Here is a 26,067-nt window from a genome sequence, read left to right as displayed (position 1 = left end):
ACGCGATTCAGCACGAGCGCTCTACATGCGCTGCATCCGCAGTTGCCGAACATGGCGCACCAGGACGCTCATAAGGGGCCCCACGGGGATCCGATCTCAACGAGCCGAGTCACGTCGCCTAACGGGAGGAGTGACGGGCGCCGACCGCCTGAATGCCCGCTCATGCCGATGAGCGTGCACCTCCTCGCGCTCCGCCTACAATCGCACGCATGTTCATCGAGGTCGTTGGTAACCATCAGTTGCCCGGCGACGTCGATCGCGATGACGTCGAAGACCTACTCGCAACTGCTCTACGAGCAGACGGCGAAGTGACCGGCGCGGGTAGCGGATCGGGGCGATGGCATCTCGACGTCGAGGTCTCGACCGATGCGGATCAGTTTCCACACGTGCTTCGCAGGCTGGCCACCGCGCTGGTCAACCAGGATCTTGGATGGGTGGTGCTCCGACCGGAGCACGAGGAGACGGGGAAGTCGTCTCGCGAGCTTGCCTGAGGCCGCTCATGACGTGCACCGGTCTGACACCAAGCGGTGCCACAGCAATGTATTGGAGAAGTCAGCAGCGCTCCGGCGCGGAGTCATGCGGTTCGGCCGTATCGGCCGCGCCCACATCGTCATGTTGCGTGCACTGTCATGAAGATCAGTGGCCGGTGTCCTGGTGGCGCGTGTTGCGAGCGCGGACGGCAGCCTCCAACCGTAGGCCAGTACCGACGAGGACGAGCAGCCCAGCGAGGATGAATGGACGGTTACTGGCGGTCCCGAGGGTAAGTACGGCGACGAGGAGTCCCACCGTGATGGCAGCGGTGCCGGCGTTTCGTAGCGTGATGGTGACCAACACGCCGCTGAGTGTGCCAGACACTTGTTCGTTCGTCGTCCGGCGACATCATCCGGATTTGCCGCAAGTTGCCCCGGTCTGTCCGACCGGCCGGAGAGCCGATGAGCGACCAGCGTTCTGCCGAGGAGGTCCAGGTGTGGGCTTGTCGTCACGCCGTCGCGATCGGATATCCGATCGTGGCGATGTCCTCGTGCAGCCCGACAACGGTTACTTCCGGGTTCAAGGCCTGCACAACGGCGTCAGTGAGCGGGCGGTGCGCGACGACGTGCTCGACCACCGTCGGGTCCACCTCGATCTCGTAGTAGTCCTCGGCGAACTTGACGTATCGGTCGACGATGTCGTCGAGCAGGATCTCGAGCAGGCCAGAGCCATCCGGGGCGTTGTCGTCGTATGGTCCGCGGAGCGGGGGGAACGTGATGCCTTCGCCAGCGTGCCAGCGGTCGTCACCGGAGAGCCGCCACAGTACAGCGGTGGCGACGAACTGGCCCTCCTCGTCGCCGAACGCTGGTTCCGCGATCTGCGGACGGAACACCGCCGGGATGCCGTCGAGCAGCCCGGGCCAGAGCTCGTGGTCCGGATCGCGGTAGGGCGTCATCGCCGACTCGTGGTCGAACGCGCGGATGAACGCGCCGTCGGCGGTGAACACGACCGCCCACTCGTCGCCGCTGCCGTTGTTCATCAACGCCGCCGCGTCGTCACCCCAGGAGCGGGTGTAGGCGTAGTAGGGCTCACCACCGTCGAGGATGCACTCCAGCACGGCGAGTGCCTTGCAGCGGTCCCGCAGCACGCCGATGGAAGGCAGCTTGGCGGCGATGTCGTACACAGTCACCTGGGGAACCTACGCGAGACAGCATCAACGTCGTCACGTACCTCCAGGCGTCCACGAGACCTCGGCGGCAATGCACGCTCACGGGCCGGCCGGGGATGTCGGCCCTGGTTTTTGCATGCCGGATGATCGTGGCGTGGAGTACCTCGACCTGTCGCCATACGACTACCTCGGCTTTCCGCTGCCGATGCGGACCGTCGGGTGGCTGGGGCGCCGTTACGGGGTGCAGTGCGCAAGCATGGCACCGATGGCCGGCGCCGAGCTGGAGCAGCTCAAGGCCATCTCCCGGCGGCTCGCCAGCCGCACACTCGGCTGGCACGACTGCGACTTCTGCGGAGCCTTTGAGGGTAACGGCGAGTATCACTACTACCTACCCGACGGGGAGATCTACGCCGCACCGATGATGATCCTGCATTACGTTGAAGAACACGGATACCGGCCACCCAGGGAACTGCGCGACGGCTTGCAGGCGGCCGGCCAACTGCGGTGGGACCGGCGCGCCGAGCGCTTGCACTCGGTGCTGCTGGACCAGTCGGAGGAACTGGAGTTCCGGTGCCATGCCGCGGTCGACCTCGCGAACTGGAACGACCCGCGCGCGTTGGACGCCTTGCGGCGCGCCGCGCACGATGAGGACCTGGTTGACGTTGCGGGAGACGAGATCGGCCGCTCGTTGGCAGCGTTCGTGGATCGTGGCCTCGCGAGGGATCTACTCGCCGAGGACTTGCACGACATGGTGCGGTACGGCATCGACGAAGCATCGAGCCGGTGACATCCACGGGCATCCGGATAGCCGCGATCCGCTCGTGCCGAGTTAAGTGCGCCGCTAGTTCGTCCGCCGATCACGGCTTGCGTGTCGGCCAAGATCCTCGCCGGACGAGGCGATCAAGGTAGTCGAGCAGCTTCACCTCGCTGCGAACCAGCCTCTCACGCTCGGGCGTCGGCAGATCGGCAAGCAGGTCCGGGAGACGTTCGTTCCGCGGTACGAACACCATGGCACCGGAGTAATCGCGGCAGATCGAGCACCACGCCAAGCCGACGCAGCGCTCGTAGAAGCTGTGGGAGGGCGCGTAGAAGCGGTACCTGTAGGAGTAGATCCCGCCAGCACACGCTGCGCCGTCCCCATCACGGACCCCGTGAATCGTGCTGACTTTCGACCATGCCCACCTGGCAGACCTCTGCCCCATGACCTCGATCTTCCCTGGCCGCGAGCCCCCGCCGCCATCCGGATCTGCCGCAAACTGCGCGCGTCGTGAAGCGCAGCCGGCTGACGGGTAGCGCCGCGCGGACGTGCTGGTGATAGTGAACGCGCCGGAGGAAAGGCCCTATCGCGACGACCAGTCGGTCAGAAGCTGTAGTAGGTGTAGCTATAGGGGCGGCCTCGGTCGTAGATGGCACGCAACCGTGGTTGCCTGACCTCGGGCAGTCGGGCCAGAACGCTGAGGAAGATCTGGCCGTCCGGCTCGAACCGGTGACCCGGGATCAGTGCCGGCAGGGCCTCCGGCGGGATCGGGACCGACCGCCCAACCGGCTTCGGGGTTCGATGAAACGCGAGGTACCGCCAGGCGTCCCAAGCCAGCGGGATTGGCTCCACCGGCGGGGCCACCGGCCAGAGTTCACCGGTCTGCGGATGCTCCGGGATGAGGGCAAAGTGGCCGTCGGCGTCCGGAATACCAGGCCCAGCCAGAACCAGGGTGCGCTCCGGCCTCATGTTGCCCGGGCCGACGAGACGGTTGAGAGTGGGCCGGAAGACCTCGGCGACCTGGCGATCCGGGATCACTACCGAGTCGCCGCCCGAGGCGGCCAGCAAGTGTGCCAGCGCCGATGCTGCGGCGGCCGCCCACAACGGGTGCCAGCCGCCGCCCGGTTCAGACGGTGGAATACCGGGCCGCTGGTCGATCAGGTCCACCCAGTCAAGCACCGGGTGCGGGCCGGGACCGTCCTCGAGCACGTGGGTGGCCAGCGGGTCCAGCCAGATAGCCTGCCGCAGGCCACAGTCGTCGATCCGGATGGCCACCGGCGTGCCGCAGGTGACGCAGACCATGTTGGGCTCGCCGCCATCGAGGCCACAACACGCGGAGTCGCCCACCAGCGCCGGGTCAATGACGGCACCGCGGGCATCCCCGGGGGGCAGCAACACCCGGCCGACCGGCCCGGCCGAGATGCTGAACCTCGGCGCGTACCAGCCGAGCGCCTCGGCTTCACCGGCTTCAAGTCCGGCCCACCGGCGCCATGGCGAACCGGAGGGCAGCGGATTCACCGCGAACGTGCCGGGCTCCAATGCCGAGGCGAGCGATTCCTGCCCGTTCCCGTACTTCTGGCCCGCATGGACGGGCAGCGCCACCCTCGACACCGGAACCGTCAGAGCGGTGTCGCAAATCCGGCAGCCGAAAACCGTCATGTATCCCTCGCGCGTCGACCTAAATCAATTACGAAGCGAGCTGGGCTTCGGCCATGGCGCTACCTCCGGAACGTGGACTGATCGACCATAGACGGCCGAAGACGTGCCCGGCGTCGACCGTTCGACCCCCAGTTCCGTGCCGCCAGGACGAGTGCCGAGGACCAGCGGGTAGAGGAAGGCCGCTGTGCCTACTTGGTATCCCACCAGTCCCACCACTGCTCCGGCGCTTGCTCGAAGGCAGCAACGATAGGCGCCTTGTGTCGGGCAGCGCTGCCGTCAATACCGGGGGCGCAGGAGCGGAATGGCCCGTCGGGGCCGAGCAGCACCGGCAGGTGGTGGTCCAGTTCGCGCAGCCAGCCGAGCATGCCGGTCATCTCGAGCCGGGCGTGTTCCCAGCCGTACCACAAGGCGGTCAGCCGGGTCACGGCTTCGTCGTGGCGCCACCACTGCTCGCACCAGCGCCACCGCACCAGCCCAACCTCGCCGACCGGCCGGGGAAATCCCGGCAGGAGGTAGTCGCGGACCCACTCCTCAACGGTCGCGTACACCGGTGGCTGCCCCTCCCCGCCGCTGCCCGCGCGGTCGGCGACAACCTGCTGAAGTTCGGCGACCTGCCTGGTCAACAGCGCCACTTGGGCTGCGAGGTCCTCTGTCGTCCCGTCCACCTCGCCAAAGGGACTTGAGGTTTCCACGCTGGTCATCGCGTCACCGCCCGGACCCGCTCCGGTACCACGGTCGCCGGCCGCTTGGCAGCCACGAGGGAATCCACCTTTCCGCCGACGACCAGCGGAGCGAACGTACTGCCGAGGCGGCGCTGCTGGGCCACGGCCTCGTCGTGGCTGGCCGATCCGAAATGCCCCGTGGCCACAACGAGCCCCTCGGTATGCTCGTCGACTGCGGTGCGCGGGTGATCCGGCGTCCCGGCAACGGCGCGGGCCCGCGCCCGCTCCTCGTCCGCGCTTGCCAGCAAGTCGTGTTCGGTGGCATTGGCGACCACCGGCGTCAGTGCACCTACGCCTCGGGCCTGACCCACGTACTGACGTGCCAGTCCGAGACCATCCGCCGCCGGCGCCCGGCCGCTGGCGCGCAGGTCACGCTGTAGTCGATCCAGCGCCTCAGGGCTGACATCGGCGAGCAGCCGGCCTGCTTCAGCGCGTACGGCGGCGTCCAGGTCGTTGAGCGCCTCTCCACCAGCGGGTAGCGCCTTCCCGTTCGCGCCGGCGCGCAGCTTCAGGCCCTCGCGGCCACCGTGCGGTCGCGCCGCCCTGCCGCTGGCGCCGGCTCTCATTGCCTCGGTCTCCCAGACCTCGTGCGCCGCGGCGCGGGCGGCGTCGGGAGCAGACCTTCCAGCCGCTCGCTGCCGGTCGTACGCGGCCCGCCACTGCGGGTGCAGCTCGCCCAAGCGGTCCAGTGCGAGCCCCGCGAGCTTCTGCGCGACAGGGTCACCGGCGGCGGCGTGCACCGTCGCGGTACGCCATACCTGGGCCACCTCGGTGAGGGTGGCGTCCTTCAGCCACGCGCCGTCGACCCGGCGGGCGAGTCGCTCCCGGTCGGCACGGACGGAGTCGCCGAGCCGGTCGGCGGCGCGGCTGGCCGCCTCGGCGGCCCGCTCCCGGCCGGCGGCGCGTTCCTCCTCGGCGGCCTTGCGTTGGATGCCCACTGCGGCGTAGCGGGCGACGGCTTCGCTGAGGGTGGAAACGACGCTGAAGAACTGCATCGCCTTCTGTCTGGCCTCGCCGACCGGGTCTTCGTGCTGCGGTTGCATCATTCTGGCTCCTTCCGTTACCGGGCCCGCGGTGTGCGGCGGGCACTGTCCACTGTCGGGCTGGGCGTTGCCGCCACGGTGAGCGGCGTCGTTACCGGCCGCTGCCCGCCGGCGGCGAGGGCCCGGAGTTGCTGGGCTGCGTCCCGGGCTGCCTTCGCTTGGTGCAGTCGCTGCTGAGCGGTGCGGAGGTGCTCCAGCGCGTCGGCAAGCCGGGCCATGTCGAGCACCAGCGCCATCGCGGCGACCGAGTCCTCGTCTCCGGCGATGCGGCCCATGAGCGCTACCAGCCGCGACATCGCTCGAAGCTCGTACGACAGGGACGTCGTGCGTGCGGTCCGTGCGTACATGTCGCGTGCGGCGCGGTCGAACACCTCCGCCGCCCGGTGCAACGGCCCACGCAGGCTGCCTTCCCTCGCGTACGCCAGGCTGGTGAGCACGTCGGCTGCGGCGGTAGCGGCGGCCTGGGCCGTCGCGGGATCCCCGCGGGCGCTGCGGCGGATCTCTTCCGCCGCGACCTGGGTGACGCTGGCGGCGTCGCGTAGAGCTCGGGCGCGGGCCGTGACCCGACCTCCCGACGGCAGGCCGGCGGCCGGCGGCGGGTCGCCCCACCGGCGGCGCAGCTTCGGCAGGGTCAGATCGGCGGCGAGGCGCCCACCGGAGAACCACACTGGTTGCCCGTCACCGGTGCCCGCGCCAGGCAGGGCGACGGCGTAGCCGGTGATCTCATCGGCGTTGACGGTGCTGCGACGCACTCTGATCAGCACCCCTGCCTCCGCCAGCCGGTCGAGGAACTCCAGCTCGCTGCCGGCTGCGGCGACGGCGGTGCGGACCCGCCGTCGCAACTCGTCGCGAGGGGTGTCGCTCCAGCCCTTGCGGCGGGCCTTGTTGACCTCCACCGGGTGGGGCCTTCGGTGTGCGGTGCGGTCTGCCGGGGGTACCTGCCTGCGCAGGCCGTAGCGGCGGGCGACGTTGTAGGTGGCCTTCACGCACTTGGGGTAGTCGTTGCGGGCCCAGTTTGTGCGGCCGTCTTCGCGCACGAGGGTCGCGACGATGTGGACGTGGTCGTCGTTGTGCCGCACCACGACCCACCGCAGGCCCGGGTCGTCCGCTTGCGTGGCGAGTCCCGCTTCGGTGAGCATCTCCCGGGCCATGCGCCCCCAGGTGCCGTCGGTGAGGACCCCGTCGCGGTCCTCCGGCGCCAGGCGCATCGAGCAATGCCACACCGGCTTTGCCGGCGGCCTCTTCCCGGCTCGTACCGGCTCCTCCAGGAGAGTGGTCAGCCTCCGGAAGTCCCGCTTACCCGAGGCGGTGATCTCCGGCTCCAGATCGGCCAGCTCCCCGGCACCGTCCCACGCCGCGACCAACCGCGGGTCGACGTGCTCCTCCTGCTTCCCCGGCCCGTACAGGTAGCGCAGCAACCCACCAACGCGGGCGCCGCGACGGTGGACACGCGCGATCACCGCAGCCGCCGATCGATCAGTGCCGTCACCTGGTCGAGGCGGGCGACGGCGTACGCGCACAACTGCACCGCCTCGACGGCCCAGCCGGGCAGCTGCCCGGTCGAGTTCGCGGCCGCAGCAGCCTGATTGACGTTGGAGCCGAACATGTTCACTGCGCGGCGGGCGGCGAACAGTTCCCGCTGCAACTCCCGCAGGTCACCGGTCAGGCCCGTGGCCGGCTTTCCTGCGCGCGCTGCGCCAACCACCACCCGCGCCGTGTATCCCGCTGGCGTGAGACCCGCTCGCCGGGCCGCCTCAACGACCAGCGCCTTCTCCTCGTCCGAAAGCCGAGGATAGATCCGGTGGGGCCGGCCGGGGCTGAGGTGCTCACGATGCCGAGCCTGGTCAGAGGGGCTGACATTGCCTTCGGTGCTCACGGCAACGAGCGTTACGCCTGGCCGTTAACGCCCCTGTGAGCGCAACCGTTACCAGCGCCGGCCAACGGCTGGACGCTGGGACCCGGGCGACTGGGTGGCTGCAGCATCCGCTGGCGATGGCCGATCGGCGCCAGGTCCCTTCCACCGATGAAACGGCCGGTTGGGTCGCGCCCTGAAGGCCCGTAGTCGCGGACGTCCGGCATGATGACCGTCATGGACGTCGAGGAACTGATCGCGTGCCATCCGCAGGTCTTCCACACGATGTCGGCGACCGCGTGGCCATCGGTGCAACGACACGGCCTCCTGTCCACGCAGCAACTGATCGATTTGTTCGACCTCGACGCCGCCGAGCGTGACCGACTCCTGAGCGCCCCTCGCAAGCAATCCACCGTCCTGCGCGCACCCGGCCTGCCGCCTGCCGTGATCCGCGATCAGAAGCCAATGAAATTCGTTGCGGAGAAGATTGATCCAAATTCCTCGCTGACCGAGTACCTCGCGGCTATCAACTCCCGGGTCTTCTTCTGGGCCAGCGCTGAGCGGTTGGACCGGCTGCGTCAAGCGAAGGAGTACCGCACCGAGGACCAGGTGGTCCTGCATGTCGACACCCGCGCCCTCGTCGAGCGACACGGCCCACGAATCGAACTCTGCCGGCTCAACTCCGGGGCCGTGACGCAGAAGAACCACCCCATGCGGGGGCATCGATCCTGGCTGCCGATCGCCGACTACCCCTACGCTGAGTACCGCCGCCGATACGGCCGCGATGGAGCATTGGTCGAGGTCACCGTGTTGAACGCCGTCCCTGACATCCTCGACCTGACCGACAAAATCGAAGGCACCATCGACTGAGACCCACACCCATCACGGTCACAGGACTGCATTGCGCTCCACCCGGCAGGCAGGCGCTCGTATACCTGCTCGGGATCAGCAGTCCTCGACCGATCTTGACATCCGGTCATGCCGCGAGTCGCGCGGATGGCGATCAGCCCTGCCGATGACCGATTACCATGCGATGCGCCTGGTCGCTCCCCGCCACGGCGAACGCCGCGGCGTCACGCGGCTTGATCCGGTCGACTGGTCGGCAGTCCACCACCAGGCCCCGCCCGTCGGCCAGCCGGGCGAAGTAGTCCGGCGCGTGCGAACGGCGCCGGCCGGAAGCCTCGTCGTCCCAGAACAGCCAGAACGGCTGCGACGCGATCCCGGCCACCGCCGGGTCGAAGTCGAGCAGCATCAGGTGATCGCGCTCCAGCCACGACTCGTACCCCCGACGTGAGCGCCGGTCGTCGAAGACCACCACAAGCCCGGGGAGTTGCGCTGCCGCTTGTACGACGGCAAGCCGCGTACCGGCTTGACCAGCTCGAACAGCACCCCCGCCGAGTCGATCAAGGAGGTGCGGACCTCCGATCCCTCGGCGCCGACGTAGCCGACCTCGAACTCAGCCGTCAGCGGCCCACCCAGGCCCGGCACCGCGCGCAGCACCCCGGCACCGTACCGGACGTGCCACCTCAACCCGGACGCGTACTGGGTTCGGGGCGGAACGCGGGCAGACTTTAGAGTGGCGCCGTGAGCAACCGGCCGGTCCGCGACGCCTACTCGCACATGTCCGAGCAGTACATCGCCCTGTTCGATGGTGACTGGCAGGCCCACGTGGATGACACGGCCCTTGTCCGAGACCACCTCGTCGGCTTGGACGGCGCCGTGCTCGATCTCGGTTGCGGCCCCGGGCATTGGAGCGCCTACCTGCATTCGCTCGGCGCCAACGTGACCGGCGTCGACTTGGTACCTGAGTTCATCGGCTACGCCCGGACCCACTTTCCCGGGCCGACGTTCCAGCTCGGATCAATGACGGAGCTGGACCTTCCCGACCACTCGGTGGCCGGCATCCTCTCCTGGTACTCGACCATCCACCTACCGCCATCGGAGCTGGATGCGGTACTCGCCGAGTTCCGCCGGATGCTGCCTCCTTCCGGGAACCTGGTGATCGGCTTCTTCGACAGCGACGACGATGTGGCCGCGTTCGACCACAAGGTCCACACGGCATACCGCTGGCCCGTAGACACATTCTCTGCCCGCCTGGCAAAGGCTGGTTTCACCGAACTTCAGCGCTTGCAGCAGCAGTCCCCGGACCGCCCGGACCGCAAGTACGCGGCCATTGCCGCAACAGTCGCCGCGCCGTAGTGCCCGATCGGCACACAGCTGACTGCCGGTCGAGACCAAGTACACGCACACTCATCGGGAAGCCTGTCAACTCGCCGAGAACCCGCTAACCTCGCTGAGACCGGACAGCACCGTACCGGACGTGCCACCTCAACCCGGACAGTGCCAACCTCGTGCCAAGTCATACCGGACGGTGCCAACTCAACGCGGACGGGACATGTGGGTCCGCAGCGGCCGGCGAACCGGAATGGCCCGCGACAGGGAGCAAGATATGGCCATTGGCCGCCAATCTCGACCGGGCGCGGTCGAGGGCACCCGGCGGGGTGGTGGTTGGCCCACGCGGAGCTGGACGCGGTACGCGCCATCAAGCGCAGCGGCGAGGTCGAGGACACCGTCGAGCCGTCCGTCGCTGGCGCCGGGGACGCACAGCCGATACGCGAGGTGGGGGTCGAGCCGTTCCTGATCGCCCGGCACCCGCTGACAGTGGCGCAGGTCCGGTATTGGCTGCCCGAGCACGAGGACCCGTACGCCCAGGCGGACACTTGCACGGCGCGGCTCGAAGACGACCTGCTCAAGCTGTTGCCGTTCCGGCTGCCCAGCGAGGCGCAGTGGGATACGAGGCTCGGGCCGGTACCACCACGCTGACCTTCCGCGGTGACGGGAACCCGGCGAGGACTATCTGCTCGACGACTTTGGCGACGAGACGCGGACGGCCGCCGGGGAGAACGCGTTCGGGCTGGCGGCGGTGGGATCGGCGAACGAGCTCTGCGCCGACGTGTGGATCCGCGGGTTGGCAGACGCGCGGCCACGGACCGGTGACGGGCCCCGGACCGTACGTGGCGGAGCCGCCAACGTCTACCCATGGCAGGGCTGCGACGAGTGGCTGCTGCTCTCCGCCACCCGGTACGAGCACGCCCAGTTCACGACGGTTGGTCCGGTCGCACCGCTGCCACTCGGTTGAAAGCCGTCTCAACACGGATCCGGGGGTGCTCAAGGATCAGTTCTTCCTGTTCACCGCCGCCCGCAGGCTCCGTGGCGTCGACGGGCAGCGCTGAGGGTTGATCGTGCCACGACAGCAGCGCGGCTGACCGGCCCCTCGCTGTCCCTATGGCAGAGGCTGCGCGGCCATGATTAGCGAGTCGGTGCCGTGGCGGCGGTCACGATGCCGACGAGCCGAGGCGGAGCCAATGACCGACCGCCGTTGACGGCGTTCCGGTTGGCATTGGCAGCATCACGCCTTTACCCGTTCGAGGCGCTACCCTCGACGCATGGGCGCCACTTCGACTCGTTCGGCCCGGCGGTATCTGGCCCGGCCGGGCCGTTCCGCCGTGGTCGTAGACGATCTTGCCGCCCTGCACGGACCGACCAGCGGTGTCGTGGAGCTGCCACACCGGCTGCTCTGGCGGCCAGACCGCAGCGTCAACCTGGACCAGGAATGGGCGCGCAACGCCCTGTACGAGGTCGTGCTGACCGAAGCGGTGCGGGTTGATGAACTCTGCGCCTGGCTCGACGGTCCGACCCTGATCCGGGTATGGAACGACCTCTACCTGCCGCGGGGTGTGCGCCACGCGTGGGAGGACCGGCATGCGGTGCTGCGCCAGATCTCGGCCGCAGCCTGATGCCTCACCCTGACCCAGAGCACGTCGAGGTCGCGCGGGTCGCGCTCTCCGTAGCCAAGCAGCACGGACTTGCCCTCGGCGGTGGACTGGCCTTGCTCCTGCACGGAGTCGTCGACCGGCCGACCGAGGACGTCGACGCCTTCACCGACCGCGCCGACGGAGTCGCCCCAGCGACCGAGGCCGTGGAGACGGCACTGCTCGAAGCTGGTTTCCAGGTAACACGGGTCGCCGACGACAGCGAGCTGTCGGCAATGATCTATGGCATTGACGACCACATGACGGAATGGGAGATCCAACGGGGCAACAAGGTGGTCCGGCTGAGCCTGTCCTGTCAGGCGCGACTCCATGCTCCGGTGGTGATGGATGTCGGCCCGGTCATGGACCTGGCCGACCTGCTCGCCTGGAAAGTCACCGCGCTCGTGGGACGCGCCCGCGAGCGTGACTACGTCGATGTGGCCGCAGTGCTTAACCAGTACACACCGGCCCAGCTGCTGGCCATGGCCCGCCGCGTTGACCCCGGACTTGAGGCAGAGGACGTTCCAGTGGTGGGTCGGCGCCTGGACAGGATGCCCGACGAGGCATTCGTGCCGTACCAGCTCACTCGCGCCGACGTGGTACAGCTACGGCGACGCTTTGCAGCCTGGCCCCGCTGATCGATCGGCGCACCGAGCTGCAGGAGTTCATTGGCGCTGTCCCAGCGCTCTGGACCGTAACGACTCACACGGCTGACCGACGGCGCGCCGGCTCACACCGTGCGCGCCGTCGGTCCTTTTGTTTGTCGGCGCACCAGCCCGGTCGGTCCCGGGATTCCCTGTCTCAGGCTCTGAGCCTGGCTGGCGGCAGGGCGGCTACTCGATGGCAAGCAGCTTGAGGATCGCCGGTACGGGCACGAGGTACCGCCGGCCGACGCGCAGAAGGCGTACCGGGAATTCGTTGGTCTTGGCCAGCTCGTAGGCCTTGGTACGCCCGATTCCCAGGATCGCTCCAGCGGTCTCCACGTCGGTGGTGACGCCGAGCTCCCGCACCGCCGCGATCGTCCAGACCTGGTCCAGCGCCTGGCTCGGCTTGCGTCCGCCAGTTGTGGTCGTTGACATCGTCCGCCGCCCTCCCCTGAGGTCGTGAGCACGCCGATACCGGCGTCAGCCCTCACGATGCGATCATCCGGTTACTCGGCGCGTTGCCGAGTGAGAGCAACCGCCACGGGTAACGGCAACGGCCACAGCCGCTGGCTACCGTGCCGATGCCCGAGCTGACGGTCTGGACATCGGGCTCCCTCACCGGAAACCTCGGCAGCCAGAAGTACTGCCAGTCGGGCGTGACCCAGCGTCTTCGGTCTAGCTATTCCGCGGCGACCAGGTCGCTGCGTCGCCGAGTACTGCCTCCATGAGCTCCGCGGCCTTGCGCTCGCTCTCCGGCAGCACGTGGGTGTAGACCTCACGCGTCGTCCGGCTGTCAGCGTGACCAAGCCGCCGCTGCATCACGTGCTCGGGAACACCGGCGTCAGCGCCGGTGGTAGCGGAGGTGTGCCGCGCATCGTGCAACGCGATCACGGGCACCCCCGCATCCGCGCACGCCTTCGCCCACTGGTCGGTGAAGTACTTCGGGTAGTACGGCTCCCCGTCCTCGCGGCAGAACAGGTAACCACCGTCGTGGTACAGGACGCCAGCGTCTGCCTTCTCCAGGACCTGGCGCTCCCGGTGGGCACGCAGTTCCGCAACCAGGGCCGGCCCGAGCGCTACCGCCCGCTTGCTCTTGCCCTTGGGTGCCTTCTCCACCACTCCGTTGCTGGTCGTGGTGCGTTGCCAGTGCAGCAGCAGCACTCCCCGGTCGAGATCGACGCGCGGCCACTTGAGACCAGCCAGCTCCCCACGCCTGGCACCGACGACGATCGCCAGCACCCACGCGGCACGCAGTCGGTGGTCGGCGTGGTGCTTGAGGAACTTCGCCGACTGCGCCGGCGTCCAGACGCCCTTGCGCCCCATCGTCTCCCGCTCGGCCTGCCGAGGCTGCCGTACACCCTCGACGTTGACTCCGAGGTCGCCCAGCGCCTTGCTCAGGATCCGGTGCACGATGCGGACAGTGGTCGGCGACAGCGGCCCACCATTCTTGCCGCCACTCTTCAGCAGCTTCTTGTAGAGGTCGTGGATCACCCGCTTATCGAGGGCGTAGAGCTGCCGCCCACCGATATGCGGAACCACGTAGCAGCGGATGACGTCCCGGTAGTTGCTGAGCGTCGTCTCCTGGACGTCCAGCTCGCGCTCGTTGAGCCAGCTCTCCAGCTCCGCGGCGACGCTGCCGTCCGCGCCGAGGTCTGCTCCGCCGTAGGCGGCGCGTGCCTCGTCCTCCGCCTTCAGGGCAGCGGCCTGATTGGGGAAGCCTTGCCGCTTGTGCTGCCGGCGCCGGCCGTTTGCATCCGGCGGGAGGTCGATGATGAAGAACCAGCGGGTCTGGCCGTTGGCGAGGCGGTAGCTGTAGACAGCCACGGGGCTGCACCTCCGCGGTAACGAGATCGGGGGATGCAACCCACGTTAAGCGATCTCCGTTACCGTCAGCGTTACCGCAAGATCACACATGATCTTCTATATCCGCTGGTGAATACCAGTCGGGACGGCCGGATTCGAACCGACGACCCCTTGACCCCCAGTCAAGTGCGCTACCAAGCTGCGCCACGTCCCGATGCTCTCGCGCGGATCTCCCCGCGACAGCCGGTTCAGCTTAGCGCAGGATCTTCGCGCCGTCCGCACTGGCCCCTCCCGTGCCGGAACGCGTCGTCCCGCACACATCCCCTACGCGTCCTAGGAGGATAGGGAAGTTGATGGCAGCGAAAGAGCCGGGTGGGAGCATGCTCCCACCCGGCTTCAGATCGGACGGGTCAGCCGTGCGCCTTGCCCCGGCCGCCGGGGCCGAGCTTCTTGCGGGGGCGTACGGAGATCTCGATCGGGCTGCCCTCGTAGCCGAACTCCTCGCGCAGCTTGCGCTCGACGAACCGCTGGTAGCCGGCGTCCAGCGGAGCCGTGGTGAACAGCACGAAGCGCGGCGGCGCCACGCCCGCCTGGGTGGCGAAGAGGATCTTCGGCGCCCGACCGCCCCGCACCGGGTGCGGGGTCGCCTGCACCAGCGCGGTCAGCCACGAGTTGAGCTGCGCGGTCGGTACGCGGGTCTCCCAGCTGGCCAGGGCCTTGCGCAGCGCCGGCGCGAGCTTGTCGACCGCCCGGCCGGTCTGCGCCGACAGGTTGAGCCGGATCGCCCACGGGATGCGGCGCAGCTCGCGCTCGATCTCCTTGTCCAGGTAGTACCGGCGGTCGGCGTCGACCAGGTCCCACTTGTTGAAGGCGATCACCAGCGCCCGGCCGGCCTCGGTGACCATGGACAGGATCCGCTGGTCCTGCTCGCTGATGGGCTCGCTGGAGTCCAGCAGCACCACGGCGACCTCGGCGGCCTCGATCGCCCCGGCGGTCCGCAGGCTGGCGTAGTACTCGGTGCCGCTGGCCTTGCCGACCCGCTTGCGCAGGCCCGCCGTGTCGACGAGCTGCCAGGTCTCCCCGCCGATCTCGACCAGGCTGTCGACCGGGTCCACGGTGGTGCCGGCGACCGAGTCGACGACCGCCCGCTCCTCGCCCGAGAAGCGGTTCAGCAGGCTGGACTTGCCGACGTTCGGCCGGCCGACGAGGGCCACCCGGCGCGGGCCGCGCGGGCGGTTCTCGACGATCTTCGGGGCCTCCGGCAGCGCGGCCATGATGGCGTCGAGCAGGTCGCCGGAACCACGTCCGTGCAGCGCCGACACCGGGTACGGCTCACCCAGGCCCAGCGACCACAGCGACGTGGCCTCCATCTCGATGGCGGTGTTGTCGGCCTTGTTCGCGACCAGGATCACCGGCTTGGCGCTGCGGCGCAGCATCCGTACGGCCGCCTCGTCCACGTCCGTCGAGCCGACCATCGCGTCGACCACGAACAGCACCACGTCGGCCGTGACGACCGCCGTCTCGGCCTGCGCCGCGATCGCGGCGGCCCGGTCCTTGGCGTCGGGCTCCCAGCCGCCGGTGTCCACCACGGTGAACTGCCGGCCGGCCCACTGCGCGTCGTACGGCACCCGGTCCCGGGTGACCCCGGGGACGTCCTCGACGACCGCCTGACGGCGGCCGATGATCCGGTTGACCAGGGTCGACTTGCCCACGTTGGGGCGGCCGACCACGGCCACGACCGGCTGCGGACCGGTCGGCTCCTCGGTGTCGACGTCCGGTTCCCGCAGCTCGATCCAGCCGTCGGTGTCGGTCATGCCACTCCCCGATCGGTCAGCAGGCCGCGCAGGCGCCCGACGACCTCGTCGATGCCCAACTCGGTGGTGTCCAGCACCACGGCGTCGGCGGCCTGGGTCAGCGGGTCGGCCTTGCGCGTCGAGTCGAGCCGGTCCCGGCGGGCCAGGTCGGCCGCCGTCGCCGCCACGTCGGTGGCGTCCTCGGCGCTGCGTCGGGCGGCCCGGGCCGCCTCGGAGGCGGTGAGGTAGACCTTCAGGTCGGCGTCCGGGGCCACCACGGACCCGATGTCGCGGCCCTCGACCACGATCCGGCCGGCATTGGTGATCATCTCCTGCTGCCGGGTGACCAGCAGCGCGCGCACCGCCGGCACGGCGGCCACGGCGGAGACCGCCCCGGTCACCTCCGGCCCGCGGATCTCGGCGTCGACGTTCACGCCGTCGGCGGTCACGCCGTACCCCTGCGGGTCGGTGCCGATGCGCAGGTCCACCTCGCCGGCGACCTTGGCCACCGACTCGGCGTCGGTCAGGTCGACCCCCGAGCGCAGCACCGCCCAGGTGATGGCGCGGTACATGGCGCCGGTGTCGAGATAGCGGGCACCGAGGCCGACGGCGAGCCGCCGGGAGACGGTGGACTTACCCGAACCGGACGGTCCGTCCACAGCGACCACACATCGCCCGGCCCGTTCGTTTTCCTCCACCGTCGTCCTCCTCAGCCCGTACCTCACGAAACACCGGATGTGTCGCGAGCGGTTGTCCAAACGTTCTCAATGATGCCCGGCGTCGCGCCGCCCGGTGGGCGCCGCCCGCGCCGGGCCGCCAGGGAGCCTACCGGCAGCCGTACCCCGAACTCGGGGGTCAGTCACCCACGGCCTTGAACAGGGCGGCGACCTCCGCGTTGGTCAGCCGCCGCGTCCGCCCGGCGCGCAGGTCGCCCAACCGGATCGGCCCGATCGCGGTACGCACCAGCCGGCTCACCGGATGGCCCGCCTCACCGAGCAGGCGGCGGACGATGTGCTTGCGTCCCTCGTGCAGGCTCAGCTCCACCTGGGCGGTCCGTCCCAGCGTGTCCACCACCCGGAAGGAGTCGACCTTCGCCGGCCCGTCCTCGAGCTCCACGCCGGCCATCAGCCGCTTGCCGAGGTTGCGCGGGATCGGCCCGGACACCTCGCACAGGTACGTCTTCTGCACCCCGTACGACGGGTGCATCAGCTTGTGCGCGAGCGTCCCGTCGTTGGTGAGCAGCAGCAGGCCCTCGCTGTCGGCGTCGAGCCGCCCGACGTGGTAGACCCGCTGCTCCACCCGGTTGCCGAGGAAGTCGGCGAGCGCCGTGCGGCCCTTCTCGTCGGCCATCGTGGAGACGACCCCGCGGGGCTTGTTCATGGCCAGGTAGACCAGTCGGGTGTCGGCGACGAGGCGCTCGCCGTCGACGTGGATCACGGCGGTGGCGGGGTCGACCTTGTCGCCGAGTTGGGCGACCCGGCCGTCGACGGTGACCCGGCGACGGAAGATCAGGTCCTCGCAGGCGCGCCGGGAACCCACGCCGGCGGCGGCCAGCACCTTCTGCAGGCGCTCGGCCCCCTCGAAGGCGGGCGCGTCGGGGCGGGGCGTGCGGTCATCGCGTGGCATCGGCAAGCTCTTCTACGTCGTCGGGAAGGAACGGGGCCAGCGGCGGGAGGTCGTCGACGCTGTTCAGCCCGAGCTTCTCCAGGAACATCGTGGTGGTCCGGTAGAGGAACGCCCCGCTGTCCGGTTCGGTGCCGCACTCCTCGACCAACCCGCGGGAGACCAGGGTACGGATCACCCCGTCGCAGTTGACACCCCGGATGGCGGAGATCCGCGACCGGGTCACGGGCTGCTTGTAGGCGACCACGGCCAGTGTCTCCAGCGCGGCCTGGGTCAGCCGCACGGACTGCCCGTCCAGTACGAACCGTTCCACGTAGGTGGCGTATTCCGGGCGGGTGTAGAGACGCCAGCCACCCGCGGCCCGGCGCAGCTCGAAGCCGTGTCCGGCGGCCGTGTAGCCCGCGGCGATCTCGTCCAGCACCGGCCCGATCCGCTCGGCGGGCTGCTCCAGCACCTGGGCGAGGACCAGCTCGCTGACCGGCTCGTCCACCACCAGCAGGATCGCCTCCAGCGCCCCACGCAGCTCCGCGTCGTCGAGTTCCGGCGCTGGCTCGGGCACTGCCCGCCGCCGCCCCGCCGGCCCCTTCGCGGGTACGCCCCCCGCCGGCCCCCTTCCCACCGGCCCGACCGCAGCCCCGCTCTCCCCCGCCGACCCGACCGCCGATGCCGGCTCTTCAGGCCCTGCCGGCTCCCTGGGCTGATCCCCGTTGGCGGTCGCCGCGCCGGAGCCCACCTCCGCTCCGGGCGCGGCGTCGGAATCCTCGAAGCCCGCCCCCGCACCCGCCTCCCGCGCGGCGTCGGAGTCCTCGGAGATCTTGGTAGGTTCGGGCCCCTCAGGGGGCGCGGAAGTACCAGGATCTCCGGTTTCGGGGGCCGCGGCGGGGGCCGTGGGGCGCTGCCAGGGCGGCACCCAGGCGGCGGCCTGGTCGGCCAGGGAGTCCCGACGCTCGTCGTTGCTCATCCCGCTCGCTCCTCCGGTGTCGCCGCCCCGCTCCCGTCCGCCGCCACACCCGGCGACGTCCCGCCCTCCACCGCCGCCGCACCCGGCGTCGATCCGCTGTCAGCCTCTGCCGATCCGGCCTCGGCCACCGAACCGGCGTCCGCGCCTGAGTCGGTCTCGTCCGCCGTGCCGTCCGAGGCCGGCCGCCGCTCGCCCGACGCGGCCGGCAGCGGGCCGGAGCCCGCCGACTCGGGCGGGGTGCCGCCGTATTCGTCGACGTGCAGGTCTGGGCCGCCGTCGGCGGGACCGGTCCAGCGTACGGTCAGCTCCTCCAGGGCCTGCTCCTGGACGAAGGCGACCAGGCCCTCCCGGTAGAGCTCCAGCAGGGCCAGGAACCGGGCCACCACCTCCAGGGTGGCCTCGCAGTCGGCGCAGAGCAGCGAGAAGGTGGCCGTGCCGGCCCGGCGCAGCCGCTCGGTGAGGATGCCCGCGTGCTCCCGGACGCTGACCCGGACCATGTGCACGTGGGCGATGGAGACCTCGGGCACCGGCTTCGGCGTCATCGCCCTGATCGCCAGCTTCAGCAGCCGCTCCGGGCCGATGCCGAGCACCAGGTCGGGCAGCGCGTCCGCGTACCGGGCCTCAAGGGTGACCGCGCGCGGGTAGCGCCGGCCGCCGACCTCCTCCAGCGCGGCGATGTGCGCCGCCGCCTCCTTGTACGCCTTGTACTGCAACAGCCGGGCGAAGAGCAGGTCCCGCGCCTCCAGCAGGGCGAGGTCCTCCTCGTCCTCGACCTCGGCGGCGGGCAGCAGCCGGGCCGCCTTCAGGTCGAGCAGCGTCGCGGCGATGAGCAGGAACTCGCTGGCCTCGTCCAGGTCCCACTGGTCGCCCATCGCGCGGATGTACGCGATGAACTCGTCGGTGACCCGGTGCAGCGCCACCTCGGTCACGTCGAGCTTGTGCTTGCCGATCAACTGGAGCAGCAGGTCGAACGGGCCGGTGAAGTTCGCCAGCCGGACGGTGAACCCGCCGCTCTCCGCCGCCGCCCCCGGCACGCCGGCCGGATCCGTCGGCACCTCGGCGACGGCCTCGGCGGCCCGTACGGGCGGCTGCTCCGGCGTCGTCGGAGGGTCGAGGGGTGGCGCGGTCACCGGAAGACCGTAGTCCACGCCCCGGCCGGCTCGGCGCGAAGGTGCACGCCAGCCTACCGCTCGGCCTGGGCGGCGATCACCTCGCGGGCCAGTTGGCGGTAGTTGCGGGCGCCGGACGAGGCCGGGTCGAGCGTGGTGATCGGGGCGCCGGCGACGGTGGACTCGGGGAACTTGACGGTCTTGGTGATCACCGTCTGGTAGACCTTGTCGCCGAAGGCCTCCACCACCCGCTGGAGCACCTGCCGGCAGTGGGTGGTGCGGCTGTCGTACATGGTGGCGAGGATGCCCTCGAGCTCCAGGTCGAAGTTGAGCCGCTCGCGCACCTTGTCGATGGTGTCCAGCAGCAGGGCCACCCCGCGCAGGCTGAAGAACTCGCACTCCAGCGGGATGAGCACGCCGTGCGCCACGGTCAGCGCGTTGATCGCCAGCAGGCCCAGCGAGGGCTGGCAGTCGATCAGGATGTAGTCGTACTCCTTGCGGACCGACCGGAGCACGCGGGCCAGGGCCATCTCCCGGGCGACCTCGTTGACCAGCTGGATCTCGGCCGCGGAGAGGTCGATGTTGGCCGGCAGCAGGTGCAGCCCCGCGACGTCGGTCTTGATCAGGACGTCCTCGGCGGTGACGTCGTCCTGCATGAGCAGGTTGTAGACCGACAGGTCGAGGTTGTGCGGGTTGACCCCCAGCCCGACCGAGAGGGCGCCCTGCGGGTCGAAGTCGACAAGCAGCACCTTGCGGCCGTACTCGGCCAGTGCGGCGCCCAGGTTGATGGTCGTGGTGGTCTTGCCCACACCACCCTTCTGGTTGGCCATCGCGATGATCCGGGCCGGGCCGTGCCGGTCGGTCGGCATCGGCTCGGGAATCGGCTTACGCATCGTGTATGCCGCCGGATCCGCCGGACCGAGATCCGCCCCGAGCGTGGCCTGCTGCTCGCGGAGCTCCGACGTCCAGGTCTCGGCACGGTCACCGTTGCCAGCCATGTGCTCGTTGCCCCCTCCCGACGACCACCCGGCGTCGGAGCCGTCCGACGTCATTCGCGGCGCCGCTGCGCACCCCGGGCTGCATCACCATCGCCCCAGGAGGTCCGCGCCGATGCCGACTGTACGCCACCGCCCGGCGGCCCGGTCGCACCCGCTCGGCGTGTCGCCGCCCCGCCGACCAGGCCAGCCACCGGCGGCGTCCTGCGCGCGCCGCCCCGGACACCGTCGCGCCGCACCTGCCGGCCGGCGGCGATCACCCCTGGCGGCCGCCCGGCGGTCGGTCCCGCGCCTGGGCCGGGGCCGAGCGGCGGCCGGAGCCGGGGCCGAGGGCCGAGCCGGGGGCCGGAGCCGGGCGGGGCCGGGGCCAGAGCCGGGCGGGGCCGGGGCCAGAGCCGGGCGGGGCCGGGGCCAGAGCCGGGCGGGGTCAGCCCCGCGCCCGGGGATGGGCGGTGGCGTACACCTCGCGCAGCCGCTCGACCGTGACCAGGGTGTAGACCTGGGTGGTGGTCACCGAGGCGTGGCCGAGCAGCTCCTGCACCACCCGTACGTCCGCGCCGCCGTCGAGCAGATGGGTGGCGTAGGAGTGGCGCAGGGTGTGCGGGGAGACCGCCTCCGGGCCGTCCACCGGCAGCCCGGCCCGCTGGGCGGCGCGACGCAGGATGGTCCACGCGCCCTGCCGGGTCAACGCGCCGCCGCGGGCGTTGAGGAAGACCGCCGGGGTGCCCCGGCCGGCGGCGGCGAGCCCGGGACGGGCCCGCACCAGCCAGGCCCGCACCGCCTCGACGGCGTACCCCCCGACCGGGACGAGCCGGGTGCGGCCGCCCTTGCCGCGCAGCAGCACGGTGCCCTCGTCCACGTCCAGGTCGTCCACGGCGGCGCCGACCGCCTCGGAGATCCGCGCCCCGGTGCCGTACAGGAACTCCAGCAGCGCCCGGTCGCGCAGCGCGAGCGGCGCCTGGTCGCCGGCGGCGGTCAGCGACCCGGCGGTCTCCAGCAGCCGCACCACGGCGTCGGCCGGCAGCGCGCGGGGCAGCCGGCGCGGCGGCGTGGGCGGGCGGACGTCCCGGCTCGGGTCGGCCCCGGCCAGTCCCTCGCGCAGCGCGAAGCGGTGCAGCCCGCGTACCGCGCTGGCCGCCCGCGCGGCCGAGGCCACCGCGAGCGGCGGATGCTCCCCGTCGCCGGCGCGCAGCCGGGCCAGGTGCGCCTCGACCTGCCCCGGGCCGACGGCGGCCAGGTCCGGCACGCCGGCCGCCGCCAGGGTGGCCAGGTAGCGCTCCAGGTCCCGCCGGTACGACGTGAGCGTGTTCGCCGACAGTCCCCGTTCGACGGTGAGGTGGTCGAGGTAGCCGCGGACGGCACGACGCAGGGCCGGCGCGGGCTCCACGCCCGCGCCGGCCCCGTCCGGTGTGCCGGTCAGCCCGCCACCTCTCAGGCCAGCGCGTCGGCCAGCGCGAGGGGCGCCATGCCGTGGGCCTCGGCGACCGGGCCGTAGGTGACCTGCCCGTCGTGGGTGTTCAGGCCCAGCGCCAGCGCCGGGTCGCGACGCAGCGCCTCGCGCCAGCCGTGGTTGGCCAGCTCCAGCGCGTACGGCAGGGTGACGTTGGTCAGCGCGTAGGTGCTGGTGTGCGGCACCGCGCCCGGCATGTTCGCCACGCAGTAGAAGATCGAGTCGTGCACCTGGTAGGTCGGCTCGGCGTGGGTGGTGGGACGCGAGTCCTCGAAGCAGCCACCCTGGTCGATGGAGATGTCGACGAGCACGCTGCCCGGCTTCATCCGGGAGACCAGCTCGTTGGAGATCAGGGTCGGGGCCTTCGCGCCGGGCACCAGCACCGCGCCGATGACGAGGTCCGCGTCCAGCACGGCGCGCTCGATCTCGTACGCGTTGGAGGCGACCGTCTGCAGGTGGCCCCGGTAGATGGCGTCGGCCTGGCGCAGCCGGGCGACGTTCTTGTCGAGCAGCAGCACCTCGGCCTGCAGGCCGAGCGCGATCGCGGCGGCGTTCATGCCGGAGACGCCGGCGCCGATGACCACCGTCTTCGCGGCGTACACGCCGGAGACGCCGCCCATCAGGATGCCGCGCCCGCCGCCCTGCCGCTGGAGGTGGTAGGCGCCCACCTGCGGGGCGAGGCGACCGGCCACCTCGGACATCGGGGCGAGCAGCGGCAGCGACCGGTCGGGCAGCTCGACGGTCTCGTACGCGATGCCGGTGACCTTGCGGTCGACCAGCGCGTCGGTGCACGCCTTCGAGGCGGCCAGGTGCAGGTAGGTGAAGAGCACCTGCCCCTCGCGCATCCGGTGGTACTCCTCGGCGATCGGCTCCTTGACCTTGAGCACCAGCTCGGCGGTCTCCCACACCTCGTCGGCGGTGGCCAGGATCTTGGCACCGGCGGCGGCGAACTCGTCGTCGCCGATGCTGGACCCGACGCCGGCGCCGGACTCGACGAAGACCTGGTGACCGCTGCGGACGAACTCGTTGACGCCCGCCGGCGTGATCGCCACGCGGTACTCGTGGTTCTTGACCTCGCGTGGGATTCCGACCTTCACGATGCAGACACCTCTCTTCGGGGCTGCGCTCCCCCGACTGCGCGGTGCCACGACGGCCCCTTTGCCGCCGCGGTCCACCGGTCCCGCCGGCGGCAGTCTAGGCGCGTCGCCGCCCCCGATGAGGCAGCACAGTGACATCCGGTGCCCGCACCCGCTGACGATGTGTCAGGCGTGAACCGGGCCGGCGGTGGGACCCGCACCTCAGCCGTCAGGACAGTGTTCATCCATTATCGTCCCACTCTTCGGGTGCCGCTGCGGACAGGAGACCAGTGGATCACTAGGGTGTCGCCTCATGACCACACCTCCTTACCAGCCCGGCTTCCCCAACCAGCCCGGGTACCCGTCGGGTGTCTCCGACAAGAGCAAGGTCGTCGCGGGCGTCCTGCAGATCGTGCTGGGCACCTTCGGCGTCGGCCGCTTCTACATGGGCGACACCAAGACCGGCGTCATCCAGCTCATCGTGTCCCTCGTGACGTGCGGCATCGGCGGCATCTGGGGCCTCGTCGACGGCGTCCTGATCCTGATCAACGGTGGCGTCGACGGGCAGGGCCGGCCGCTGCGCGACTGACGACCCGGAACGACGAAAGGGGCCGTGCGGACGTACCGCACGGCCCCTTCACGTTATTCCCGACTCAGCCCGGCAGGGGCGCGTCGGCCCGGCGCAGCGCCGACCAGCCGGTGTCGCGGGCCCGGGCGGCGGCGAGCAGCCCGGTCACGCAGGAGGCGTTGGTGATCTCGCCCGCGAGGACCATGCGGACCGCCTCGTCCAGGTCGATGCGGACGACCTGGAGGTCGGCCTCCTCCTCGCGGCGCTCGTGCCGCTGCTCCGCCGGCACGTCGGCCAGGTCCCGGGCCAGGAAGACCCGGACCAGCTCGTTGGTGAAGCCCGGCGAGCTGTGCAGGTCCACCAGGACGTCGATCCGCCCGGCGGTGAGGTCGACCTCCTCGGCGAGCTCCCGGACCGCGGCGGCGGCCAGGTCCTCGCCGGAGACGTCGGTCAGCCCGGCCGGCAACTCCCACAGGTGCCGCCCCACCGGGTGCCGGTACTGGCGGATCAGCACCACCTGGCCGGCGGAGTCGAGCGCCACCACGGCGACCGCGCCGACGTGCCGGACGAAGTCGCGCACGCCCGTCCCGCCGCCCGGCATGGTCACCTCCTCGCTGACCACGTCGAAGATCCGGCCCCGGTAGCGCTCGGTGCGGGAGCGCACCTCGTAGCGGTGCTCGACGGCGCTCACGCCGCTGTCGTGCCCGGTGCCCCGCTCGCTCACGCCGCCGCCCCGCTTCGCGTGCCAGCGGCGCGAGGCGCCGTGCCGCGGTGCCCGATGGTTCGCTCGCTACGCTCGCTCACGAGGCCGACGTCGCCTTCGCGGCGGCGCCACCGTTGCGGGTGGCGTTCTTCGCCGCCGCGCTCTCGGCGGCGTCCAGGTCGACCGGGAGCTGGTCGGCCTCCGAGTAGGACACCGCCGCCTTCACGAAGGAGGCGAACAGCGGGTGCGGCCGGGTCGGCCGGCTCTTCAGCTCCGGGTGCGCCTGGGTGGCCACGAAGAACGGGTGCAGGTCGCGGTCCAGCTCGATGAACTCGACCAGCCGCCCGTCGGGCGAGGTGCCGGAGATGTGCAGGCCCGCCTTGGCCAGCGCGTCGCGGTAGGCGTTGTTCACCTCGTACCGGTGCCGGTGCCGCTCGCTGACCTCGGTGCTGCCGTACGCCTCGGCGACGAGCGAGCCCTCGGCGAGCGCCGCCGGGTACGCGCCCAGCCGCATGGTGCCGCCCAGGTCGCCCCTGCCGGCCACGATGTCCTCCTGGTCGGCCATGGTGGCGATGACCGGGTGCGCGGCCTCCTCGTCGAACTCCAGCGAGTTGGCGCCCTCCAGGCCGGCCAGGTGCCGGGCCACGTCGATGGTCATGCACTGCAGGCCGAGGCAGAGGCCGAGCAGCGGGATGCCGTTCTCCCGGGCGTACCGGGCGGTGCCGATCTTGCCCTCGATGCCGCGCACCCCGAAGCCGCCGGGGATGACGATGCCGTCGACGCCGGCCAGGGCGGCCGCCGCGCCGGACGGGGTGACGCACTCGTCGCTGGGCACCCAGCGCAGCTGCACCCGGGACCGGTGGCCGAAGCCGGCGGCCCGGATCGCCTCGCTGACCGACAGGTACGCGTCGGGCAGGTCGACGTACTTGCCGACCACGGCGACGGTGACGGTGTGCCGGGGCTGGTGCACCCGGTCCAGCAGGTCGTCCCAGCTGGTCCAGTCGACGTCGCGGAAGGAGAGGCCGAGCCGGCGCACCACGTACGCGTCGAGGCCCTCGCGGTGCAGCACCTTCGGGATGTCGTAGATGCTCGGCGCGTCCGGGGCGGCGGTGACGGCCTCGCGGTCGACGTCGCAGTAGAGCGACAGCTTCTGCTTGACCTTGTCGGGGATCTCCCGGTCGCAGCGCAGCACCAGCGCGTCGGGCTGGATGCCGATGCTGCGCAGTTGGGCCACCGAGTGCTGGGTCGGCTTCGTCTTCAGCTCGCCCGACGGCGCCAGGTACGGCACCAGTGAGACGTGCAGATAGAAGCAGTTGTCCCGGCCCAGGTCGTGGCGGACCTGGCGGATCGACTCCAGGAACGGCAGCGACTCGATGTCGCCGACGGTGCCGCCGACCTCGGTGATCACCACGTCCGGCACCTGACCGTCGTCGTCCGGGTCGGCCATCGCCAGGATCCGCGACTTGATCTCGTTGGTGATGTGCGGGATGACCTGGACGGTGTCGCCCAGGTACTCGCCGCGCCGCTCCTTGGCGATCACCTCCGAGTAGATCTGGCCGGTGGTGACGTTCGCCTTGCCGGAGAGCGCCCGGTCCAGGAACCGCTCGTAGTGCCCGACGTCGAGATCGGTCTCGGCGCCGTCCTCGGTGACGAAGACCTCACCGTGCTGGAACGGGTTCATCGTCCCCGGGTCGACGTTGAGGTAGGGGTCGAGCTTCTGCATGACCACGCGCAGGCCGCGCGCGGTGAGCAGGTTGCCGAGGCTGGAGGCGGTGAGGCCCTTACCCAGCGAGGAGGCGACTCCCCCGGTGACGAAAATGTGCCTGGTCGTCCGTGCTGAAGGGGCCAAGGCCTGCTC

At 70.7% G+C, this 26,067-nt stretch carries 29 protein-coding genes and 1 tRNA gene; 9 read left to right on the top strand and 21 right to left on the bottom strand.

Annotated features, from left to right (window positions below; translation table 11 throughout):
- Positions 1–209: 209 nt before the first annotated feature.
- Entirely contained in the window at positions 210–491 is a 282-nt protein-coding gene (locus tag RM555_RS24390) for a hypothetical protein (RefSeq protein ID WP_311413913.1), read from the top strand.
- 488 nt (positions 492–979) lie between these two features.
- Here the strand turns inward: RM555_RS24390 and RM555_RS24385 are convergent, their stop codons facing one another.
- On the bottom strand, positions 980–1,654 hold the full coding sequence (locus RM555_RS24385; protein WP_311413912.1) for a hypothetical protein: 675 nt from the start codon (positions 1,652–1,654) through the stop codon (positions 980–982).
- A gap of 139 nt (positions 1,655–1,793) precedes the next feature.
- Between RM555_RS24385 and RM555_RS24380 the strand changes: the two genes are divergently transcribed.
- Entirely contained in the window at positions 1,794–2,426 is a 633-nt protein-coding gene (locus RM555_RS24380) for a DUF7919 family protein (protein WP_311413911.1), read from the top strand.
- Between the two features lie 573 nt (positions 2,427–2,999).
- On the opposite strand, the gene RM555_RS24375 is transcribed toward RM555_RS24380, so the two are convergent.
- The 5 genes from RM555_RS24375 to RM555_RS24355 all read right to left on the bottom strand — a co-directional run bounded on the left by RM555_RS24375 (position 3,000) and on the right by RM555_RS24355 (position 7,696).
- On the bottom strand, positions 3,000–4,055 hold the full coding sequence (locus RM555_RS24375; protein ID WP_311413910.1) for a cysteine hydrolase family protein: 1,056 nt from the start codon (positions 4,053–4,055) through the stop codon (positions 3,000–3,002).
- Between the two features lie 188 nt (positions 4,056–4,243).
- Positions 4,244–4,756 carry a DUF4913 domain-containing protein gene (locus RM555_RS24370; protein WP_311413909.1) on the bottom strand — a complete coding sequence of 171 codons (513 nt, stop codon included), beginning with the start codon at positions 4,754–4,756 and terminating at the stop codon, positions 4,244–4,246.
- On the bottom strand, positions 4,753–5,823 hold the full coding sequence (locus RM555_RS24365) for a hypothetical protein (RefSeq protein WP_311413908.1): 1,071 nt from the start codon (positions 5,821–5,823) through the stop codon (positions 4,753–4,755). Before RM555_RS24365 ends, RM555_RS24370 begins: the two co-directional genes overlap by 4 nt.
- Before the next feature lie 14 nt (positions 5,824–5,837).
- Positions 5,838–7,280: a relaxase/mobilization nuclease domain-containing protein gene (locus RM555_RS24360; RefSeq protein WP_311413907.1), complete on the bottom strand. Its 1,443-nt coding sequence runs from the start codon at positions 7,278–7,280 to the stop codon at positions 5,838–5,840.
- Positions 7,277–7,696: a hypothetical protein gene (locus RM555_RS24355; protein ID WP_311413906.1), complete on the bottom strand. Its 420-nt coding sequence runs from the start codon at positions 7,694–7,696 to the stop codon at positions 7,277–7,279. The genes RM555_RS24360 and RM555_RS24355 overlap by 4 nt, the downstream gene beginning before the upstream one ends.
- A gap of 213 nt (positions 7,697–7,909) precedes the next feature.
- Here RM555_RS24355 and RM555_RS24350 point away from each other — a divergent pair, with 213 nt between their 5' ends.
- The gene (locus tag RM555_RS24350) at positions 7,910–8,542 is read left to right on the top strand and encodes a DUF7002 family protein (protein ID WP_311413905.1); all 633 of its coding nucleotides are present in this window, start codon (positions 7,910–7,912) and stop codon (positions 8,540–8,542) included.
- 133 nt (positions 8,543–8,675) lie between these two features.
- On the opposite strand, the gene RM555_RS24345 is transcribed toward RM555_RS24350, so the two are convergent.
- Both RM555_RS24345 and RM555_RS24340 read right to left on the bottom strand, forming a co-directional pair.
- Positions 8,676–8,924 carry a hypothetical protein gene (locus tag RM555_RS24345; protein WP_311413904.1) on the bottom strand — a complete coding sequence of 83 codons (249 nt, stop codon included), beginning with the start codon at positions 8,922–8,924 and terminating at the stop codon, positions 8,676–8,678.
- Complete coding sequence (locus RM555_RS24340; protein WP_311413903.1) at positions 8,924–9,172, bottom strand: hypothetical protein; 249 nt, start codon at positions 9,170–9,172, stop codon at positions 8,924–8,926. Before RM555_RS24340 ends, RM555_RS24345 begins: the two co-directional genes overlap by 1 nt.
- A gap of 120 nt (positions 9,173–9,292) precedes the next feature.
- Between RM555_RS24340 and RM555_RS24335 the strand changes: the two genes are divergently transcribed.
- The 5 genes from RM555_RS24335 (at position 9,293) to RM555_RS24315 (ending at position 12,122) form a co-directional block, all read left to right on the top strand.
- On the top strand, positions 9,293–9,871 hold the full coding sequence (locus RM555_RS24335) for a class I SAM-dependent methyltransferase (RefSeq protein WP_396888838.1): 579 nt from the start codon (positions 9,293–9,295) through the stop codon (positions 9,869–9,871).
- Positions 9,872–10,180: 309 nt separating this feature from the next.
- Entirely contained in the window at positions 10,181–10,495 is a 315-nt protein-coding gene (locus tag RM555_RS24330) for a hypothetical protein (RefSeq protein WP_311413901.1), read from the top strand.
- Between the two features lie 145 nt (positions 10,496–10,640).
- On the top strand, positions 10,641–10,811 hold the full coding sequence (locus tag RM555_RS24325; protein WP_311413900.1) for a hypothetical protein: 171 nt from the start codon (positions 10,641–10,643) through the stop codon (positions 10,809–10,811).
- 307 nt (positions 10,812–11,118) lie between these two features.
- Positions 11,119–11,469: a hypothetical protein gene (locus RM555_RS24320; protein ID WP_151453107.1), complete on the top strand. Its 351-nt coding sequence runs from the start codon at positions 11,119–11,121 to the stop codon at positions 11,467–11,469.
- Positions 11,469–12,122, top strand: coding sequence for a nucleotidyl transferase AbiEii/AbiGii toxin family protein (locus tag RM555_RS24315; RefSeq protein ID WP_311413899.1), 654 nt, complete (start codon positions 11,469–11,471; stop codon positions 12,120–12,122). Before RM555_RS24320 ends, RM555_RS24315 begins: the two co-directional genes overlap by 1 nt.
- A 195-nt stretch (positions 12,123–12,317) precedes the next feature.
- Here the strand turns inward: RM555_RS24315 and RM555_RS24310 are convergent, their stop codons facing one another.
- From RM555_RS24310 to ald, 11 genes are all read right to left on the bottom strand, one after another.
- A complete protein-coding gene (locus RM555_RS24310) occupies positions 12,318–12,563 on the bottom strand; it encodes a helix-turn-helix domain-containing protein (protein WP_311413898.1) in 246 nt (81 codons plus the stop codon).
- A 240-nt stretch (positions 12,564–12,803) separates the two neighbouring features.
- Entirely contained in the window at positions 12,804–13,952 is a 1,149-nt protein-coding gene (locus tag RM555_RS24305) for a tyrosine-type recombinase/integrase (protein ID WP_311413897.1), read from the bottom strand.
- Between the two features lie 119 nt (positions 13,953–14,071).
- A tRNA-Pro gene (locus RM555_RS24300) sits at positions 14,072–14,145 on the bottom strand.
- A 196-nt stretch (positions 14,146–14,341) separates the two neighbouring features.
- Positions 14,342–15,745 carry a ribosome biogenesis GTPase Der gene (der, locus tag RM555_RS24295; protein WP_132234404.1) on the bottom strand — a complete coding sequence of 468 codons (1,404 nt, stop codon included), beginning with the start codon at positions 15,743–15,745 and terminating at the stop codon, positions 14,342–14,344.
- Positions 15,742–16,422 (bottom strand): (d)CMP kinase, encoded by a 681-nt coding sequence (gene cmk, locus RM555_RS24290; RefSeq protein WP_311413896.1) that lies wholly within the window; start codon positions 16,420–16,422, stop codon positions 15,742–15,744. Before cmk ends, der begins: the two co-directional genes overlap by 4 nt.
- A gap of 157 nt (positions 16,423–16,579) precedes the next feature.
- Positions 16,580–17,350 (bottom strand): pseudouridine synthase, encoded by a 771-nt coding sequence (locus tag RM555_RS24285; RefSeq protein ID WP_121397673.1) that lies wholly within the window; start codon positions 17,348–17,350, stop codon positions 16,580–16,582.
- Positions 17,337–18,308: an SMC-Scp complex subunit ScpB gene (scpB, locus tag RM555_RS24280; protein ID WP_311413895.1), complete on the bottom strand. Its 972-nt coding sequence runs from the start codon at positions 18,306–18,308 to the stop codon at positions 17,337–17,339. The genes RM555_RS24285 and scpB overlap by 14 nt, the downstream gene beginning before the upstream one ends.
- Entirely contained in the window at positions 18,305–19,438 is a 1,134-nt protein-coding gene (locus RM555_RS24275) for a segregation and condensation protein A (RefSeq protein ID WP_396888837.1), read from the bottom strand. Before RM555_RS24275 ends, scpB begins: the two co-directional genes overlap by 4 nt.
- Positions 19,439–19,491: 53 nt before the next feature.
- Positions 19,492–20,415, bottom strand: a complete 924-nt coding sequence (locus RM555_RS24270) for a ParA family protein (RefSeq protein ID WP_121397670.1) — start codon at positions 20,413–20,415, stop codon at positions 19,492–19,494.
- 424 nt (positions 20,416–20,839) lie between these two features.
- A complete protein-coding gene (locus RM555_RS24265; protein ID WP_311413957.1) occupies positions 20,840–21,832 on the bottom strand; it encodes a site-specific tyrosine recombinase XerD in 993 nt (330 codons plus the stop codon).
- 11 nt (positions 21,833–21,843) lie between these two features.
- Positions 21,844–22,959 (bottom strand): alanine dehydrogenase, encoded by a 1,116-nt coding sequence (ald, locus tag RM555_RS24260; RefSeq protein WP_132234416.1) that lies wholly within the window; start codon positions 22,957–22,959, stop codon positions 21,844–21,846.
- A 226-nt stretch (positions 22,960–23,185) separates the two neighbouring features.
- Between ald and RM555_RS24255 the strand changes: the two genes are divergently transcribed.
- Positions 23,186–23,527 carry a TM2 domain-containing protein gene (locus RM555_RS24255; protein WP_311413956.1) on the top strand — a complete coding sequence of 114 codons (342 nt, stop codon included), beginning with the start codon at positions 23,186–23,188 and terminating at the stop codon, positions 23,525–23,527.
- A 64-nt stretch (positions 23,528–23,591) separates the two neighbouring features.
- Here RM555_RS24255 and RM555_RS24250 read toward each other — a convergent pair whose 3' ends face one another.
- Both RM555_RS24250 and RM555_RS24245 read right to left on the bottom strand, forming a co-directional pair.
- Positions 23,592–24,197: an NUDIX hydrolase gene (locus RM555_RS24250; protein ID WP_311413955.1), complete on the bottom strand. Its 606-nt coding sequence runs from the start codon at positions 24,195–24,197 to the stop codon at positions 23,592–23,594.
- Between the two features lie 109 nt (positions 24,198–24,306).
- Positions 24,307–26,058 (bottom strand): CTP synthase, encoded by a 1,752-nt coding sequence (locus RM555_RS24245; protein WP_311413893.1) that lies wholly within the window; start codon positions 26,056–26,058, stop codon positions 24,307–24,309.
- Between the last annotated feature and the right edge of the window lie 9 nt (positions 26,059–26,067).

The organism is Micromonospora reichwaldensis (assembly GCF_031845925.1).
Classification (GTDB): domain Bacteria; phylum Actinomycetota; class Actinomycetes; order Mycobacteriales; family Micromonosporaceae; genus Micromonospora; species Micromonospora reichwaldensis.
This window is presented reverse-complemented; position numbering and strand designations above follow the sequence as displayed.

Excerpts from the sequence above, each read along its gene's own strand:
- RM555_RS24345 (WP_311413904.1), bottom strand. The coding sequence starts at position 8,924 with ATGCTGCTCGACTTCGACCCGGCGGTGGCCGGGATCGCGTCGCAGCCG.
- RM555_RS24320 (WP_151453107.1), top strand. The coding sequence starts at position 11,119 with ATGGGCGCCACTTCGACTCGTTCGGCCCGGCGGTATCTGGCCCGGCCG.
- der (WP_132234404.1), bottom strand. The coding sequence starts at position 15,745 with ATGACCGACACCGACGGCTGGATCGAGCTGCGGGAACCGGACGTCGAC.
- RM555_RS24270 (WP_121397670.1), bottom strand. The coding sequence starts at position 20,415 with ATGGCTGGCAACGGTGACCGTGCCGAGACCTGGACGTCGGAGCTCCGC.
- RM555_RS24390 (WP_311413913.1), top strand. The coding sequence starts at position 210 with ATGTTCATCGAGGTCGTTGGTAACCATCAGTTGCCCGGCGACGTCGAT.
- RM555_RS24365 (WP_311413908.1), bottom strand. The coding sequence starts at position 5,823 with ATGATGCAACCGCAGCACGAAGACCCGGTCGGCGAGGCCAGACAGAAG.
- RM555_RS24335 (WP_396888838.1), top strand. The coding sequence starts at position 9,293 with ATGTCCGAGCAGTACATCGCCCTGTTCGATGGTGACTGGCAGGCCCAC.
- RM555_RS24350 (WP_311413905.1), top strand. The coding sequence starts at position 7,910 with ATGGACGTCGAGGAACTGATCGCGTGCCATCCGCAGGTCTTCCACACG.
- RM555_RS24315 (WP_311413899.1), top strand. The coding sequence starts at position 11,469 with ATGCCTCACCCTGACCCAGAGCACGTCGAGGTCGCGCGGGTCGCGCTC.
- RM555_RS24285 (WP_121397673.1), bottom strand. The coding sequence starts at position 17,350 with ATGCCACGCGATGACCGCACGCCCCGCCCCGACGCGCCCGCCTTCGAG.
- scpB (WP_311413895.1), bottom strand. The coding sequence starts at position 18,308 with ATGAGCAACGACGAGCGTCGGGACTCCCTGGCCGACCAGGCCGCCGCC.
- RM555_RS24310 (WP_311413898.1), bottom strand. The coding sequence starts at position 12,563 with ATGTCAACGACCACAACTGGCGGACGCAAGCCGAGCCAGGCGCTGGAC.
- RM555_RS24370 (WP_311413909.1), bottom strand. The coding sequence starts at position 4,756 with ATGACCAGCGTGGAAACCTCAAGTCCCTTTGGCGAGGTGGACGGGACG.
- RM555_RS24375 (WP_311413910.1), bottom strand. The coding sequence starts at position 4,055 with ATGACGGTTTTCGGCTGCCGGATTTGCGACACCGCTCTGACGGTTCCG.